At 42.7% G+C, this 17,654-nt stretch carries 14 protein-coding genes; 7 read left to right on the top strand and 7 right to left on the bottom strand.

Features of this window, described 5'->3' with window-relative positions; all coding sequences use genetic code 11:
• The first annotated feature begins 18 nt into the window (after window positions 1–18).
• Window positions 19–2,085, top strand: a complete 2,067-nt coding sequence (locus SWP_RS12050; RefSeq protein ID WP_020912764.1) for an alpha-amylase family protein — start codon at window positions 19–21, stop codon at window positions 2,083–2,085.
• A gap of 221 nt (window positions 2,086–2,306) precedes the next feature.
• The gene (locus tag SWP_RS12055) at window positions 2,307–4,436 is read left to right on the top strand and encodes a glycoside hydrolase family 97 protein (RefSeq protein ID WP_020912765.1); all 2,130 of its coding nucleotides are present in this window, start codon (window positions 2,307–2,309) and stop codon (window positions 4,434–4,436) included.
• Between the two features lie 83 nt (window positions 4,437–4,519).
• On the opposite strand, the gene SWP_RS12060 is transcribed toward SWP_RS12055, so the two are convergent.
• Window positions 4,520–5,032 (bottom strand): aldolase/citrate lyase/malate synthase family protein, encoded by a 513-nt coding sequence (locus tag SWP_RS12060; protein ID WP_020912766.1) that lies wholly within the window; start codon window positions 5,030–5,032, stop codon window positions 4,520–4,522.
• A 157-nt stretch (window positions 5,033–5,189) separates the two neighbouring features.
• Between SWP_RS12060 and SWP_RS12065 the strand changes: the two genes are divergently transcribed.
• Window positions 5,190–6,725: a DUF3612 domain-containing protein gene (locus SWP_RS12065; protein WP_020912767.1), complete on the top strand. Its 1,536-nt coding sequence runs from the start codon at window positions 5,190–5,192 to the stop codon at window positions 6,723–6,725.
• A gap of 1 nt (window position 6,726) precedes the next feature.
• On the opposite strand, the gene SWP_RS12070 is transcribed toward SWP_RS12065, so the two are convergent.
• Window positions 6,727–7,086, bottom strand: a complete 360-nt coding sequence (locus SWP_RS12070; protein WP_020912768.1) for a hypothetical protein — start codon at window positions 7,084–7,086, stop codon at window positions 6,727–6,729.
• 514 nt (window positions 7,087–7,600) lie between these two features.
• Between SWP_RS12070 and SWP_RS12075 the strand changes: the two genes are divergently transcribed.
• Together SWP_RS12075 and SWP_RS12080 are read left to right on the top strand one after the other, a co-directional pair.
• Entirely contained in the window at window positions 7,601–9,157 is a 1,557-nt protein-coding gene (locus SWP_RS12075; protein WP_020912769.1) for an MFS transporter, read from the top strand.
• Window positions 9,158–9,252: 95 nt separating this feature from the next.
• Window positions 9,253–11,778: a glycoside hydrolase family 15 protein gene (locus SWP_RS12080; RefSeq protein ID WP_020912770.1), complete on the top strand. Its 2,526-nt coding sequence runs from the start codon at window positions 9,253–9,255 to the stop codon at window positions 11,776–11,778.
• A gap of 122 nt (window positions 11,779–11,900) precedes the next feature.
• On the opposite strand, the gene SWP_RS12085 is transcribed toward SWP_RS12080, so the two are convergent.
• The 3 genes from SWP_RS12085 to SWP_RS12095 are packed head-to-tail and all read right to left on the bottom strand — an operon-like array spanning window position 11,901 to window position 13,509.
• Entirely contained in the window at window positions 11,901–12,434 is a 534-nt protein-coding gene (locus tag SWP_RS12085) for a GNAT family N-acetyltransferase (protein ID WP_020912771.1), read from the bottom strand.
• A gap of 2 nt (window positions 12,435–12,436) precedes the next feature.
• On the bottom strand, window positions 12,437–12,952 hold the full coding sequence (locus tag SWP_RS12090) for a GNAT family N-acetyltransferase (RefSeq protein WP_020912772.1): 516 nt from the start codon (window positions 12,950–12,952) through the stop codon (window positions 12,437–12,439).
• 44 nt (window positions 12,953–12,996) lie between these two features.
• Window positions 12,997–13,509 carry a GreA/GreB family elongation factor gene (locus SWP_RS12095; protein ID WP_044556415.1) on the bottom strand — a complete coding sequence of 171 codons (513 nt, stop codon included), beginning with the start codon at window positions 13,507–13,509 and terminating at the stop codon, window positions 12,997–12,999.
• A gap of 168 nt (window positions 13,510–13,677) precedes the next feature.
• Between SWP_RS12095 and SWP_RS12100 the strand changes: the two genes are divergently transcribed.
• Window positions 13,678–14,595: a transporter gene (locus tag SWP_RS12100; RefSeq protein WP_020912774.1), complete on the top strand. Its 918-nt coding sequence runs from the start codon at window positions 13,678–13,680 to the stop codon at window positions 14,593–14,595.
• Window positions 14,596–14,715: 120 nt separating this feature from the next.
• On the opposite strand, the gene SWP_RS12105 is transcribed toward SWP_RS12100, so the two are convergent.
• On the bottom strand, window positions 14,716–15,861 hold the full coding sequence (locus tag SWP_RS12105) for a ribosomal protein uL16 3-hydroxylase (protein ID WP_020912775.1): 1,146 nt from the start codon (window positions 15,859–15,861) through the stop codon (window positions 14,716–14,718).
• A 171-nt stretch (window positions 15,862–16,032) separates the two neighbouring features.
• Here SWP_RS12105 and SWP_RS12110 point away from each other — a divergent pair, with 171 nt between their 5' ends.
• Window positions 16,033–16,701 carry a 3'-5' exonuclease gene (locus SWP_RS12110; protein WP_020912776.1) on the top strand — a complete coding sequence of 223 codons (669 nt, stop codon included), beginning with the start codon at window positions 16,033–16,035 and terminating at the stop codon, window positions 16,699–16,701.
• A gap of 37 nt (window positions 16,702–16,738) precedes the next feature.
• Here SWP_RS12110 and SWP_RS12115 read toward each other — a convergent pair whose 3' ends face one another.
• Complete coding sequence (locus SWP_RS12115; RefSeq protein ID WP_020912777.1) at window positions 16,739–17,641, bottom strand: cation diffusion facilitator family transporter; 903 nt, start codon at window positions 17,639–17,641, stop codon at window positions 16,739–16,741.
• Between the last annotated feature and the right edge of the window lie 13 nt (window positions 17,642–17,654).

Raw genomic sequence — 17,654 nt, forward strand, 5'->3', positions numbered from 1 at the left:
AAGATAGGGTTAGATTTTATGATATTTAAAACAAAGCGAGCTAACGCATGTCGTTTTAAAAAAAGTGTTGAGAAGATCAAGCAAAGGAAATTAAAAAGCGCACTAATTGCAACTCTAGTCTTGCCTGCGATTTTTGCAACTGGTTGCACAGGATCATCAAAGAACATCGAAGTAAATAACGCGGTAAAAACAGATACTGCTCAAAGTCCAGTTTCTACGAATAAACAAGAAAAATTTGTTGTTTATCAGGTATTCACACGCTTATTTGGCAACAAAAACACCAACAATCAACCATGGGGAACACAACAGCAAAACGGCGTTGGCAAGTTTAGTGATTTTGATCATACTGCATTGCAAAGTATTAAAGCCCTAGGTACCACCCACATTTGGTATACCGGCGTTCCCCATCATGCTTTGGTTGCTGACTATAAAGCCTACGGTATTAGCGACGATGACCCAGATGTCGTTAAAGGCCGTGCAGGTTCGCCTTATGCAGTAAAAGATTACTACAATGTGAACCCAGATCTTGCTGATAATGTCGAAAACAGGCTGCAAGAATTTAAAGACTTAATCAAACGCACCCATGAAAACGGCATGAAGGTCGTCATCGATATTGTGCCAAACCATGTTGCTAGAGCTTATCAATCTGACTATACACAACATGGCGTTAGTCATTTTGGTGAAAATGATGACACCAGTACAAGTTACAAAAGGCATAATAACTTCTACTATGTGGTAGACGATACTGGCAGCGAGCGAACAGCAAAAGCCTTTAAAGTCCCTCAGCAAACACACGAAAATGCCCCACTAGGAGGAGAGGTTCATCCCCTCTCCGATGGTAAATTTGCAGAATTCCCCGCTAAATGGACCGGCAATGGCTCTCGCGCAGCGCAGCCTGATGCAAATGATTGGTACGAAACCGTTAAGATCAATTATGGCGTAAAACCAGATGGTAGTGATGACTTTCCAGCCCTGCCATCGTCACTCGCTAGTAAAAACGCCAATAACCATTATCAGCATTGGTTAAAGATTGAATCTCAAGATGAAGCGCTGCCTTTTGAAAATAAACGCATTCCAAACTCATGGGTGAAATTCAAACAAATCACTCAGTTCTGGCTAGCGCAAGGCGTTGATGGTTTTCGTTATGATATGGCTGAGATGGTACCAGTGGCATTTTGGAGTTATCTAAACTCCAATATTAAACACACTAACCCTGAGGCGTTCCTATTAGCCGAAGTCTATAACCCTGCACTTTATCGAGACTATATACTGCTTGGAAAAATGGATTACCTGTATGATAAAGTGGATATGTACGATACGCTGAAGGCCATTATTCAAGGGCAAAAAAGCACAGCTGCTATCGCAGAAAAACAAGCATTGGTCAGTGATATCTCCTCAAACATGCTGCATTTTTTAGAAAACCATGATGAGCAAAGAATAGCCAGTGCCGATTTTGCAGATGATGCTTTTGCAGCCTTGCCCGCTATGGTCGTTTCAACCACCATAAGCTCCGCCCCTACTCTTATTTATTTCGGACAAGAAGTTGGTGAAAAAGCAGCAGAAAAAGCAGGTTTTGGTAGCCCGACCCGCACCAGCATTTTTGATTATATTGGCGTACCCGCCCATCAGCGCTACATGAGTAACGGCAAATTTGACGGCGGGCAATCAACGGAAAAAGAACTTGAACTTAGACGATATTACACAAAGCTGCTTAACCTAAGCCATAGCGCCTCTGCATTAACCGGAGAGTATAGCGAACTCGATAGTTTTAATCGTGCAAACAAAGTGGCTGGCTATGATGAACAGACTTTTGCATTTAGCCGATACAATGCTGAGCAGCAATTAATTATCGTGAGTAACTTCAGCCAGCAACACAGTAAGACGTTTACTTTACAGTTGCCATATTCACTTATCTCGAAGTGGAACATTAACGCCAAGAATATAGCGCTGGTGGATCTTTTAAATGAACCTATAAAGTCGTTTAACGACCAAGAGTTAACGCTAACAATTAACAGTGATAAGGCAACAGTTGCTTTGACCCTTGCGCCTAACGAGTCAAAAGTGCTGATGCTTAATCATCACTAAGCAGCAATTGGCACTCTCCATTAAAAGTAATACAAAGCCCGTATCGACGGGCTTTGTCATTGAGCTGGAAATCTAAAAATCCCCTTAGAGCATTACAACTAACTTCCCCATTTGAATACGTATGCAAGCCATTGCAGCAGGTTTGAGGTTCAATTTAGTATGCTTACAACACAGCGATTACAATAAAAATATAACAATAAATTAAACACAAGGATGGCACCATGAACTCCCAGCGCCCTGCAGCACTTTCACACGATGATGACACCTCAACACATAAACACGACTTTAACGCTAAAAAGCGTTCATTATCTAAATTGGCCGCCATCACTTCAATTATACTAGGTACGGCCTTTGGCAATGTCGCACAAGCCAAAACTGTTTCAGTAACCTCTCCAGACAAACAAATAGTGATCTCTATTTTTGATGACAATGGCCAACCGGAATATAAAGTTGAATTCCATGGAAAGGAGGTCATCTCTGATTCTCGCCTTGGGCTGGTTTTTCAGTCCTTAGGTGAATTTTCTAAAGGTTTTACCATTGAGCAAAGCAAAACAAACAACACTAAAAATCGTTGGCAGCAGCCATGGGGCGAGCAAGAATGGATAGAAGACAATTACAACCAAACTAACATCACCCTAAGCAACGGTAAATATAAGTTTAAATTGCATTTTAAAGCCTTTGATGACGGTATCGGCTTTCGATATGAACTGCCAAAACAAGCCGAGCTAAGCCAGTTAACCATCACCAATGAATTAACTGAATTTTCAGTTCCTCAGCCCGAAAAAGCACAAGCCTGGTGGATCCCAGCCCGAGGCTGGAATCGTTATGAGTACCTATACAGCAACAGCGCCTTAGACAAAGTGACTAATGTACATACCCCTTTCACTTTTAGGCTTGATTCAGGTGTGCACATGAGCATTCACGAAGCAGCGCTTGTTGACTACGCTTCGATGACGCTAAATCAACGTCGTAGCGGCAAACTAAAAGCCGATCTCACTCCCTGGTCCGACGGTAGTTTAGTTAAAACTCAAGCGGGCTTCTTCACACCATGGCGTACCATACAGATAAGTGATGACGCTGCAGGACTATTAAATTCACACCTAATTCTTAACTTGAATGAGCCCAATAAACTCGGCGATGTAAGCTGGGTAGAGCCAGGGAAATATGTCGGTATTTGGTGGGGCATGCACCTTAACGAGAATACTTGGGGCTCAGGTGATAAACATGGCGCCACCACCAGCGAAACCAAACGTTACATGGATTTTGCCGCTAACAATGGTTTCGGCGGTGTGTTAGTAGAAGGCTGGAACCTAGGTTGGGATGGCAGTTGGTTCCACAATGGTGATGTATTCAGTTTTACTCAACCCTACCCCGATTTTAACCTTGATGCTGTAAGTCATTACGGCAACCAAAAAGGGGTTAAGCTAATTGGCCATCACGAAACCTCAGGCTCAGTGACAAACTACCGCAATCAGATGCAAGATGCCTACGATCTTTATCAACAGCATGGCGTCAGCCAAATAAAAACTGGCTATGTCGCTGATGGCGGCGACATTAAGCGTATAGATGAAAACGGTATTACTCGCCATGAATGGCATGATGGTCAATTTATGGCTAACGAATATTTATTTAGTGTTCAGGAGGCAGCTAAACGTCAGCTTAGTATCAATACCCATGAACCGATAAAAGATACCGGACTGCGCCGTACTTACCCTAACTGGATAGCCCGTGAAGGAGCACGTGGGCAAGAGTTTAATGCTTGGGGTACGCCACCGAACAATCCGTCACATACCACAACGCTTGCTTATACTAGGATGTTGTCGGGGCCAATGGACTTCACTCCAGGTATTTTCGATCTTGCCCCAAAGGGACTTGATGCAGTTAATCGAGTACAAACAACGTTAACCAAGCAACTTGCACTTTATGTCGTACTCTATAGCCCTATTCAGATGGCAGCGGATCTTCCTAGAAACTACCTTGAGCGCCAAGATGCATTTCAGTTCATCAAGGATGTACCCACCGATTGGCATAAGAGTATCGCCTTGGCAGGTGAAGTGGGTGAGTATGTGGTATTCGCCAGACAAGAGCGAGCAGGCAAAAGTGACGGAAAAGACTGGTATCTAGGTGCAATTACCGATGACATTGCCAGAGAAATAGATGTAAAGCTTGATTTTTTAACACAAGGAGTGAGTTACGAGGCGCAGATCTACCGCGATGGTAAAGATGCCAACTGGCAAAATAATCCTTATGACTATGTTATCGAGACCAAGCGAGTAGATTCTGCAGATATACTCACACTAAAGCTTGCATCAAGCGGCGGCACCGCGATTCGTTTCAAAGCTGTAGATTAGAAAAGCTAGCCTTCGTCATAATTTTAGCCCCAAAAAAGCCCTTAATTAAGGGCTTTTGCTATTACTCGCTTTCTCAGCAATATTTATCGCTTTAGCTGGTAATCACTACCATCTTTTGCTGTAAACTCTTGATCGAGTACCGATGAAGCTACCACAGTATTTTCAACATTAACTAAGCTTATCCAATATTGGTGCCCTTCAACTAAGATATCCTCAATGTTGGCACAATCTTCTGCGCCCTTTTCACTTTGTCTATCAAAAGTTAACTCCACATGAACGCCATTATCTTTGAGTAAAATGGCGGTAGGCTCGCTCTTATGGCCATTGAGCGCTACAAACTGCTTAGGGCAACGTAAACCCGTTTGGCTACCGTCTTTCATAAACACTAACAGCTGTTGGTAGTAGACAACATAGCTGCAAGCATCCTTGTGGGATCCTTTGGCTAGCGGAAACTTGTCATCCAAAAATAATTTGGCACAAGGTGTTGAGGTATCATTTGCTGCCTGACGGACAACATTCACATCAACAAAATCCGAACCATTATATAAATTATTCTCGTGGTTGTTTGCAGTGCTATTGATTGTTGATATATCCATTGTCCTGTCCTCATTCGTTCCTAAAATAGGTCACTCACCGTTACTTAGCATTGAAAGCTTTCAAAAAACTGTTTATTTCCTGACTGCTTGATTTGTAGTCTAGTGTAAAAACCGCTACAATTTCACAATAAAAATTTTACAATGTGAATTTTACAATATGAAAAGTAATCAGAGCCTGATCAGAAAGTCACATTTTCTCGGTACCAAGATTAGAAATTTGCGTAAGAGAAACCACCTTACAATGGAAGATCTTTCCGCCCGCTGTGTACGTGTCGATCCTGAATCAGCCCCCTCTGTATCTTACCTTTCGATGATTGAACGGGGTAAACGAGTCCCTAGTGCTGGTATGCTTGCGGTGATTGCCGCAGTGTTTCAAAAAGAGGTTGATTGGTTCCTCGATGACGTTCCCGAAGACAACGCAATTACACCAGAAAAAGGTCGTCGTGGCGGAATAAGTGGTATGGCTTTAGAGCCAAGTTTTCTGTTTTCGAGTGATATTTTACAAATCGCTATCCCCGAAATGTTGTCACAAACTGGGACTACTGGTCGAGAGTTTGCCCATTTATTGATCCGCGCACACCAAGAACATCATCAAAACCACTTCCCAGATCTTGAACGCGCTGCTGAAGAAGTCGGTCAAAAACGGCTTCCTTTGGCATTAGATGACTTAAAAGATATTGCTAAATCCCTTGGGTTAAAACTGAAATGGGTCGATAGAACCCCGCAAGAGGTTGAAGATGAGATGGGTGTCAGTACCGCCCACGTCGTAACTTCATTCTTTGAACCACCATCAACTATTTATCTCAATAAGATGCTCAAGTCGTTCCCAACAAGGCTTAAATATGACCTTGCGGTGCATATCGGTCACTGCGTCTTACATAACAAAGACGGTTTAAAGTGCGTATTAACTGCGGGAAGGAGACATACCGCAGCCCACGACGAATTAACTACCCCTGCATCATCGACTTTGAATGCCCAAGATATTTTGCATGCATGGCGTGATTTCGAGTCTAGCTTTTTTGCTGGTGCACTGCTTTGTCCAAAAGTGCCCTTCAGACAATTACTAGACAGGCACGGCTATGAAATAAATGTCAACAAAACCGTTGGCGTGTCGGCATCAGTTGCGATGCGACGAATGACCGTCGTTTCTCCCTACCCCCACTGGCACTACTTTGATGCCTACGCACCCGGCAAATTAAAAGCTGTTTATCGCGGTAACGGTATTCCTCTTCCCTGGGGCAACATGCGAGTGGTCGAAGATCCCTGTCAGCATTGGGCCGTGTTTAGAATGATCAATGAACCTAAAGTTGGCACCTCGGCTCAAATATCTATTCTTGAGGTTGCTGAAGAACCACGGATCTACTGCTGTGAATCAGTGAAGGTAGAAGATATGGCGGGCAACAATCACGTACTTTGCGCAGGCATCGATCTCAACCCTGCTATTGATGCCCAAGGGGGTAATTCTGCGTCTATAGCCACAGAGCTAAAACAGATCTGTGCAGAAAATAGTGGCTCAATTGAAATGCCAAAACATATTAAACAAAACCTATTAAGCGTTGCAAAAATCCTTAACATAAATTGGATAGAGCGCGGCATAGACAATGAAGCTCGGCTTATTTGCTCAAGAGGCGCCGTGTGCCCAAGACAACCAAGTTGTTATAAAGCAGGTAAAGCACTTTGTGATGCAGAGTAGCTTAACGATTTGCTATGCCCATTGCAGTTGCATGCGCAATGATGCACTGCTCTGAATAGCCAAATTCAATTGCCAGCGTATCGTCGATAATCATATCAGCGAGTAAGACGGTACCTGCAATTTTTTGCTTAGCTTGCTCAATAGCCATCAATGTCGACACACCTTCATCGATCGGCAGTAAATATAAAAACTGTGTTTGACAGCTTTCACCAATGACGGCACCTAACTCAACCAGCTCTTCAGACTGAGCCGCACCATCATAGGTCTTAGAGGTAAATGAACCGTGATTTGCAATGTTACAACCGCTCAAGATTAAAAAACAAATAAAAACAAAAACTTGTATTTTTATCACTTTAATCATCAACATCACCCGTTAAATATAAGTTTTGCAATTGTTAATTACACAGCATGAATACGTATGTATTCTGTTGTGCCAAATTCAAGCTCAAGGGTAACATGGAAACCTACTTTTGTTCATGCTCTGCTTGTGGTGTGGTCATTAAAAGTATGGTCGTTTCTAACGGTTTTACCGTTAGTTTTACCACTCTATAACAAGCTTTAGCCCAACAACATTAACAATGTTTGGTTATCGCTTAATTAGCATAGGTATAGGGTAACGGCTGGCAGAGGTCGCTAGTTGTTACCCATTTTTTTAAGATTCGACCAACATAAAGGTCTGTTGATCTTTCATGGTTGTTTTTAAGCCAATTTAATGGCCATTTTAGCAAGGCAAAGGCTATGTAGTGTAGTCATTCTCCACAAATAGCCTTAAAGCAGAAAAATGGCCAAGATATGCTGCCCTTTGGATTGGAACAAAAACTAAGCTCGAAAGATAAACAACCCCTAATAATTCTAACACCGGAAAGGTATGGTTAATGTCTGAAAATAACCCTCAACAGCAAAAGCCGCAGCTCAGCTTCTGGCAAATATTTAATATGTGTTTTGGATTTTTGGGCATTCAATTTGGCTTTGCGCTGCAAAATGCCAATGTAAGCCGAATATTCCAAACCCTTGGTGCATCGATTGATGATATCCCAATTTTGTGGATAGCGGCGCCTTTAACGGGCCTTATTGTCCAGCCTATAGTCGGTTATTTAAGTGATAACACTTGGGGTCGATGGGGGCGAAGGCGGCCATTCTTTGTGCTTGGGGCCGTTTGTACGACATTAGCACTCTTCGTCATGCCACATTCTCCTGCTCTTTGGGTTGCAGCTGGCATGCTATGGATTATGGACGCTTCAATTAACATTGCCATGGAGCCTTTTCGCGCATTTGTCGGTGATAACTTGCCTAATAAGCAACGCACACTAGGTTATGCGATGCAAAGCTTTTTTATCGGTATTGGCGCCGTCATCGCATCAGCACTGCCCTACATTTTAAGTAATTATTTTGATGTGAGTAATACCGCGCCAGCTGGTGAAATAGCTGATTCAGTGCGTTATGCCTTCTATTTTGGCGGTGCAGTACTTTTCCTTGCGGTAATGTGGACCGTCGTTTCAACAAAAGAGTACTCACCAGAAGAGTTGGCTGAATTTGAAAAGCACACTGACAAAAGTCCATTCCAAACAACAAGTCAACGTAGCGCAGCACAGTACCGAAGCGCTAGTATCCTCTGGGCAAGTATTGGCATTATTTTTACTACCACTATTTGTTTATGTGAGTGGGATAAACAGCTATTTATACTTAGTATAGGAATATTGAGCTTTGGTCCGTTACAGCTTTACTGTTCAAACAAATTAACCCTACTAAAGCAGCAATCAGAATCATCAGTACAGTTCAATATAAACCGTGAAAAGCAGAGCTTAGTCTTTTGCGTGATTGATGATCTATTCAATATGCCCAAAGCGATGCACCAACTCGCTTTAGTGCAATTTTTTTCATGGTTCGCATTATTTGCGATGTGGATCTATACCACGGCAGCCGTGACTGACTATCACTATGGTAGCCAAGATGTTTTATCAAAAGCCTATAACGATGGCGCAGACTGGGTTGGTTTACTCTTTGCTGTGTATAACGGTTTTGCGGCAATCGCTGCTATTTTCATCCCTATTCTTGCCAAAAAGCTGGGGTTAAGAGTGACTCACTGCATCAACCTTTTCTGTGGTGGCCTCGGCCTTATTAGCTTTAAATTCATCAGCGATCCGACATTATTGTGGCTCCCAATGATAGGTATAGGCATCGCTTGGGCTTCAATACTGTCTGTCCCTTACGCCCTGCTCGCTAACGCGTTACCGGCAAAAAAAATGGGCATTTACATGGGTATATTCAATTTTTTTATCGTCATCCCTCAACTATTGGCAGCAAGTGTGCTTGGTCTTATCGTTCGAGTCCTTTTCAATGGCCAGCCGATTTACGCACTGCTCACTGGTGGCGCGCTGATGATGGTTGCTGGTTTAGCAGTGTTAAGAGTCAATATCGACAATAACGAGTAGTTCAAGCTCAATATCAGACAAAGCAACAAACGTTAACAATAAGCTTTATATATTACATAAAGTAAATTAAAAAGAGCATCATTTTGGGGAAGCAAATGGTAGGTCCAAACGCATTTAAACAAACAGTACTTACTGCAGCCGTGAGTATGGCATTGTTAATTACTGGTTGTAATAATCAACATACAGTAAAAAGTACGACTAAAAGTGATACAACACCACTGAGTAGTGATAAGCAGCAAAACACTATCGCTCCCGGAATACCAGGCAACTCTCCAACTTGGGCTTTTGCAGGAAAAACCGGCATAGGTACCTCTTATGAGCCCTATATAGATGGCAGTTATCAGGATAGCGCTAAAAATCCTATCAGCCGAGTTTGGTTCTCGCTTGCCCAAGGTATTGTGACTGAAACCATGTTTGGTCTTATCCACAACGCGCAATTAAAAGAGATGCAATTTGTAATCAGCGGTAAAGATTTTGTGGATACAGAAAAAGACGATACTGAACACTCTGTCGAATATTTACACACTGATGAGGATGGTAAGCCACTATCACTCGCCTATAAGCTTATTAATAAAGATAGAGACGGCAAATACCAAATAGAAAAGCACATTTTTACTGATCCTGATCGCGATTCACTAATGATGAAGGTGGTCTTTACTGCATTTGAATCAGGGATCACCCCTTACCTAGTCGTTAACCCGCATATAGACAATAGCGGGGCAAATGATATTGCTCAGTATGACGATGCTAATAAAGTATTTACCGTTAATACTACCGATAAAAACAGCAGTGTCATGAGTGTAAAATCGAGTGTTGACTTTAGCCAAGCAAGCGTTGGCTTTGTCGGCATCTCAGATGGATTAACCGATCTAAATAATAACGGTGATATGAACTGGCAGTACAGCGCAACCTCTGATGAAAACCAAGGAGGGAATGTCGCACTCACAGCCCAGTACCCGAGCCCAATAATAGCTGCAGGCGCGCAGCAAGCTAAGATCAGTTTTGATCTCGTCATCGGTTTTGGCAACAACAAGCAAACCAGTTTAGCGAATACAGACGCGACTCTCGCTGCTGGTAGTGACCAAGTACTTGCCGACTTTAATGGTGAAGGCGACGCCTTAGGGTGGGAAGATTATCTAAGCTCACTCCAAGCTTTAAACAACATGGTTAATACCACCACAGACAATGGCAAGTTGTTATACGCCAGTGCATTAGTGTTAAAGGCACAAGAAGATAAAACCCATGCAGGTGCCTTAATCGCTTCACTTTCTAACCCATGGGGCGATACGGTTTCTGCAAAAGTTGGCAGCACGGGCTACAAGGCTGTATGGCCACGCGACTTTTATCAGTGCGCGATGGCATTTCTAGCAATGGGCGACAGCCAAACGCCAAAAACAGCCTTTGAATATTTGGAAAAAGTTCAGGTGAATGAAAATACTCCGGGTTATAGCGGCACTCCGGGATGGTTTTTACAAAAAACCCATGTAGATGGACAGATTGAATGGGTCGGCGTGCAGTTAGATCAAACAGCGATGCCCATCATGCTCGGCTGGAAGTTATGGCAAGCAGGTGTATTAAGCGATACAGAAATAAACCATTGGTACAAAAAGATGCTCAAACCTGCCGCAGAGTTTCTTGTTAACGGCGGCGAAGTTAATCTAGATTGGAACCATACCAATATTACGCCACTAAAAACTCAACAAGAGCGCTGGGAAGAACAACAAGGCTACTCGCCCTCCACAACAGCTGCAGTTATTTCAGGGCTGATAAGCGCCAGCGATATTGCCACTCATGCTGGCGATAAAGAAGCGGCTAAGCGCTACTTAGCAACAGCTAAAAATATGCAAGGTAAAATCAATGGTCTGATGGTTACAACCGCAGGTCTATTGTCAGCTCCCAGCGGCGTAGAACGTGACAATACACAAACACAAGCTAGTCTGCCCTACTTTGTGCGCTTAGCACCAAATGGAGAGCCAAATAAAGATAACAAGCTTGGCGATAACAATGGTAGAGCAGGTTTAGATCAACGTTTGATTCTGGATGGTGGCTTCTTAGAGTTAGTGCGTTATGGCGTCACTTCAGCAAATGATAAGACCATCAACAATACGGTTAGCCTTATTGACAATCAGCAGCTAGAGGATAACTTAAGAGTCAAATACCAGTTCAATGCTAAAGATGGCTCAGCCATTCCAGGGTTTAGACGCTATGGTAATGACGGTTACGGTGAAGATGAAGTCAACGGTAATAGCTACGCCGAGAGGGGCGTCAACACAGCTGGGCAACGCGGCCGTGTTTGGCCATTCTTTACTGGAGAGCGCGGGCACTTCGAACTCGCTAAGTTAATCCAAAACAACAGTTTAAGTAATAAGGAACACCAAGCACTCATTAACACCTATGTGCAAGGAATGGAAACTTTTGCTAATGAAGGGTTAATGCTACCGGAGCAAGTATGGGATGGAGTTGGTAACCCTACACGTTACAACTATAAGCTAGGCCAAGGCACTAACTCTGCAACCCCGCTTGCATGGACTCACGCAGAGTACATTAAGCTGGTGCGCTCTATGTCCGATAAAAAAGTATGGGATAATTATTCAATCGTGAGCGACAAACTCAAGCATTAGGTGTACTGATTTAGCAACTTTAGTTCAATACATTAAGCCCGTTAGCAACAAGCTAGCGGGCTTTAAAATCGGTGTATTAATGGGCCGATCGCATTTTTTAATATTTAGCCTGAATGACTCGGCTAATCTCTTTCCGTCTTAAGTAAGCCATATTGGAACTCGCTTCCCCAAGCCCCTTTAAAAAATATATTATTGATAAAATGCGCTTCCCTACGAAACCCGACTCTTTCTAATAATTGATAAGAAGCATGATTTTCGCAGTCAGTAGTCGCAATGATTCGGTGCTTATTCATATCATTAAATAAAAACTCAATAAATGCATTTAACGCTTTAGTCGCTATCCCTTTACCTTGATGCTCTGGTGCCAGGGTAAAGCCCACTTCAACTTGCTCAGCATCGATAAAGTGGATTGCAAAATCACCTAACAGTAGATTGGTTTTAGTTTCAACAATTGCTAGTTGAAACCACAGCCCAATTTCGCCAAAATGATGCCCCTGCATGGATTGATACAAGCTGTTAGCTTTTTCTATTGAGTATTGGCTCCAGCTTTGGTATCGAGCAACCGCTTCTACCGCTCGATAACGCGCAAATATCTCTAAGTCGACAAGTTCAAACTCGCGGATAGTTAAATCATCCACTGTAAATATCTTAGACATTGTTATAACTCAACTGTTAATTTATACAAACGGCTCTCTTCATCATATGCTGCTAACTTTTCAATACAATTAAATACAAAACCTACACGTTCTAGCGTCTTTATCGATGCTTGATTGTCCATAGAAGTCACTGCAATAAATTCCTTTGCCTCAAGAACAGTCTGACCATAGTTGAGTACCGTTTTTACCGCTTCTTGAGCATATCCCTTAGACCAAAAGGCTTTTGCAAAAGCATAGCCTAGTTCAAAATCATCACGATATTCGCGGCGTATTAAGCCACAGATCCCAACAGGAATCTCGCCCTCTCGCAATGAAACCAAGTACATACCGTAGCCGTTATCATGATAGCTTTTGGTAAAACTGTCATCGATATACTTTACCGCTTGTTCGAGACTATGCACTTGTTTATCTGCTATCCCCTCAATAAAGCTAGGTTCATTAAGCAAAGATAAAATAAAACTCGCATCAGCAGCAGTAACTTGTCGAATTGATAATCTTTCACTGGTCATTAAAGCCATACAAATCCTTTTATAATCAAAACTATATATCTATTAACTTGTTTCTAATAGATCCCAACAATTTCATAATGATGTCGCTTACCGGCAACGTTAATCGAAACTTCATCACCCACTTCGCGCGACATCAGTTTTTCACCAATCGGTGACTGCGGCGTGATCAGCATAAAATTGCATTTAGCAAAATCAATTTTTAGTCCACCAGCATTAGGTCCCATAAACAACAGGCTAACAATATCTTGTTCGTCAACAAGCTCAACTAAGTGACCAAGCGCAATTTGTAATGGTATATCGCTATCACTTTCATTCAAGGCTCGATGCTTTAACAAGGAAAAAAGTTGCTCAAAAGCGGTAATATCTGTTTGGCACTGCGCTACCCTCACCGATTGACCATGAGCAAGGTATGACGCCTCCAACCCAAAAGTATCGTACTTATTTTCAGCAACGCTTTCACTACTGGTTGCTGTATCGTGGGCACGCTTGGCGGCATTCATTGCATCCTGATGTACACCGATTAGGGCTTGATGAATCGAATACTCTATCTCTTCTCTGGTAAACACGGAAAACCCTGTCGATAATTCAAAACAATGTTGAATATTGGTTTTAATAGCTTGCAGCATAACATGCTTGATTAAACTGACAAATTAGTTAACTTAGAGTATGTGCAATCGAATTAACTAAGTAGCGGAGCCGCTTAGAGAGCGCCATTTTTCAGTTAGGGATCACAAATGGAAAACAGCCATAATAAAAACAACAAACTCCTCAGTTTTGGCTTGCTCAGCGTAGCAATGACCGCAACGACTTGCATAGCGCAAGATCTTGAACCAAGAAGCTATACTAATATTCCCATTGGAATGAACTTTTTAGTCCTAGGTGCAGCACATTCTGAAGGTGAACTGTCACCCGCCCCCACCGCGCCAATTGATAATGCAGATATCAACATCAATGCCGCCGTTGTCGGTTACGCCCATACTTTTTCACTGGCAGGGAAATCATCAAAAATTGATATGACAGCGAGTCGACTTTGTTATAAAGGCAGCGCTGACTTTCAAGGCGAACCAGTCACTGCTGATAGGTGTGGCTATGGAGATGCTAATGTTCGGCTCTCCTGGAATTTTTTTGGCGCGCCGGCTCTAAAACCTGCCGACTTTTCCAAATGGAAGCAAGGCATTGTAATAGGCACGAGTCTACAAATAACAGCACCTACGGGAAGTTATGACAAAGATAAACTACTTAATGCTGGGGCAAATCGCTGGATATTTAGACCTGGCTTAGGCATGTCTCATAAAATCGGCGATTGGTATTATGATTTAATCGCTTCTGTGCGTTTTTACGGTGATAATGACGAATACTTCAATGAAGTTAAGCTAAAACAAGATCCACAATATACGCTACAAGGCCATTTAATTTACAACTTTAGCCGAGGTCACTGGTTATCACTCAATGGCAACTTTTATTTTGGTGGCGAAACCCACAAAGACGATGTCGACTCGTTTGATTCACAGGAAAACTCTCGCTTTGGCATTACTTACTCTGCACCGATAAACAGAAGCAATTCCATTAAACTCTATGCGAGTACCGGCATTGTTACCCAAGTAGGTAGCGATTTCGATACATTCGGCGCTGTATGGCAGTACATTTTTTAGATGTACTGCCATAAAATAAACAGCTTCACTTGGTCCAATAGTAGAATGCTCTAATGACGGTATTACCATTGAACCTATCTATTTGTCGTCAAGCATATGCCATATGCTAGCAGTTATAAGTTATTCAATATCTTCGAAATACCAGTAACCTGCATTAACCCAATCAGTTAACTTGCTGAGTATTTCATCATCAGCCAACCAAGGAGTAAGAGCCTCCAATGTTAGCTGCTGCGAGTCACACAGCAACTCGATTAACGACTCTTTGGTTTTGCCTAGCTGTATTTGTTCACCATTGATATAGAGAACACCATCAGCGACTGTTGCTTCAAAATACAAACAGCGCAGCCCTCCAAGCTTAACTAGAGGCTGTAGCTTTAACTGCTCAGTTACGTCTAGACTTTGAAAACCTAAAAGCTCTTCAGGTAAATCCAGTTCACATTTCGACTGAGTAAGGTAACGACCACTAAACTCACTGATTAGCTTGTCATCTAATGTGGCAAATAGTTGCTGCTTGATTCGAGCTAAGTCAGAGTGATTGACCACGCCAGAGCCAATAGCTAGTTCGCGGTCCGGATCGGCAATTTGCTCATTACATAGATCATTATCAATGATGTGATCAGCCATCGCGCTCACCATATCTTTAGCAGAGGCTGTTCTATAACCGACAGAGAAGCTCATTGAGGGCTCAAGAGTCACACCGTCATGAGGATACCCTGGTGGCAGATACAAAATATCGCCAGGTAAGAGTTCAACATCTATGATTGGCTCAAATGCTTCTGTATGAAGCAGTGCAGGATGAGCTGCAAACTCTTTGTGAGGGCCAAGATCCCCCACTCGCCAACGTCGACGACCCGATCCTTGGCATATAAACACATCGTATAGGTCGATATGAGGCCCGACTCCACCACCAGGTGTTGCATAGCTCACCATGACATCATCAAAACGCCAGCGTGGAATAAAATCAAAACATTGAATTAATTCTTCTGCCTCTGGTAGCCAGTTATTCAGTGCTTGAACAATTAAGGTCCAATCTTTTTCACCAAGTTCTTCATAAGACTCAAATGGGCCGAACTCTGCTTGCCACTCATCGTTTGACTTGAAAACTCGACGAGATTCAACCAACTCATCACAAGCAAGTCCCGCCATCTCTTCAGGAGAGAGCAGATCTTGAAAGTTTTTAAAGCCCTGACGGATCACCAGTGGCTTTTTTTGCCAGTATTGCTCTAAGAACTGCTGCGGCGTAATACCATTTAAATCTAATTGCATATTTATCACTCACTAAAATTTGTGGTGATCCTAGCAAGTATTAGCATTTAGTTATTTGGGCAAGATCATAAATTAGCGAGTTGGTTACCTTTCAATCAACGCAACATTTAAATTGACTCCCACCAATGTCTCTCTACAATATGCGCAAACTCGACTTGTAAGAACTGCACATTGGCACACTCTTTTGCTTCACCCCGCGCTACAGAACTTCGAAACGATATTGCCCTTGATGCAAGTACAGTCATCGTGCTCGATTTTGAAACCACTGGCCTGTCTCCAAACCAAGGTGACCGAGCTATAGAAATTGGTGCCGTAAAGTTACAACACGGCATTGTTGTCGATCGTTTTCAAGAGTTAATGAATCCTGGCTTTCGTATTAGCGGCTTTATCGAGAGTTACACCGGCATTAGCAATCAAATGCTAAATAATGCAGCACCTTGTGAAGAGGTTATGGAGAGATTTGCTGATTTTATCGCTGATTATAATATGGTTGCCCATAACGCATCTTTCGATCAACGATTCTTAGATGCTGAGCTCAACTCTATTGGGCGTGAATATCGCGGTGAGTTTGCTTGCTCTATGTTAATTGCCAGAAGGCTTTATCAAGAGGCACCCAATCACAAACTTGGTAGTTTAATAAATTACAAGCAAATTAAACATGATGGTGTATTTCACAGAGCATTAGCCGATTCAGAGATGACAGCCGATTTATGGTTAGTGATGCTTAACGATTTAAAACGAGATCATAATATTCAAGAGCCAGAGTTTAAATTAATGCAGGCGATAACAAAACAGACTAAAGCCAACGTACAAAAGTACTTATATAACTATTCCCGTTAACACTAAATTGTCTTTTTGTGCACCGAACCACTCGTCGTTAACCGGCATCTTGTTTTTGGTTAGCTAGATTAATTTCTACCGTAGAATGCTCTATAGCAAACTGCTCTTGTAATATTCTTTTGATCGTCTTTTTTACCTGATTGATATCTGCTTTTTCATTTATAGTAACCTCAAGCGTCGCCATCGGCCGCTCTTGGGTGATAGACCAAGCATGGACATGGCCGACCTTTATCACCTCTGATATTTCAGTTTCTAACAGTTCAATCAACTGACGACGATCAAACCCTTTCGGTGCCCCCTCAAGCAAGATATGTCCACTTTCTCGCACAACATGCCATGCCGAACGAAGAATAATAATGGCCACAAAGACAGATAAGATAGGATCAATCGGTGTCCAACCTGTATAGATAATAACGATTGACGCTATAATGGCGCCCACAGAGCCCAACAAGTCTCCAGCAACGTGTAGCAAAGCAGCCTTAATGTTTAAGTTATCCTTTTCGCCTCGGCTTAAGATCCAAAACGCGAGAATATTAATAACTAAGCCCCCAACGGCGACCAAGAACATGGTGCCACCAAGCACCTCTACAGGTTCATTTATCCGTTTGTAAGCTTCAAAACAGATCCATGCCGCGATAAGGAACAGGGAAAGACCATTAACTAAAGCCGCTAACACAGCAAAACGGTCAAACCCGTAAGTGGCTTTCCAAGACGCTGGACGCTTAGCCAGATAAAACGCAACCCAAGCCAAGCTTAAGGCCACAAAATCTGTCAACATATGGCCAGCATCTGCAATTAACGCCAGCGAGCCCGACACAACACCGCCAACGACTTCGGCAAACATAAAGCTACCCGTTAGGAGCGCAGCTATCCCTACTGCCTTTTGATTTCCAGCGCCATGGCTATGCCCTGCACCGCTGTGGTCGTGATCATGTGCCATTAAATAACTCCCA

Origin of the sequence: Shewanella piezotolerans WP3 (genome assembly GCF_000014885.1) — a bacterium.
Lineage (GTDB): Bacteria > Pseudomonadota > Gammaproteobacteria > Enterobacterales > Shewanellaceae > Shewanella > Shewanella piezotolerans.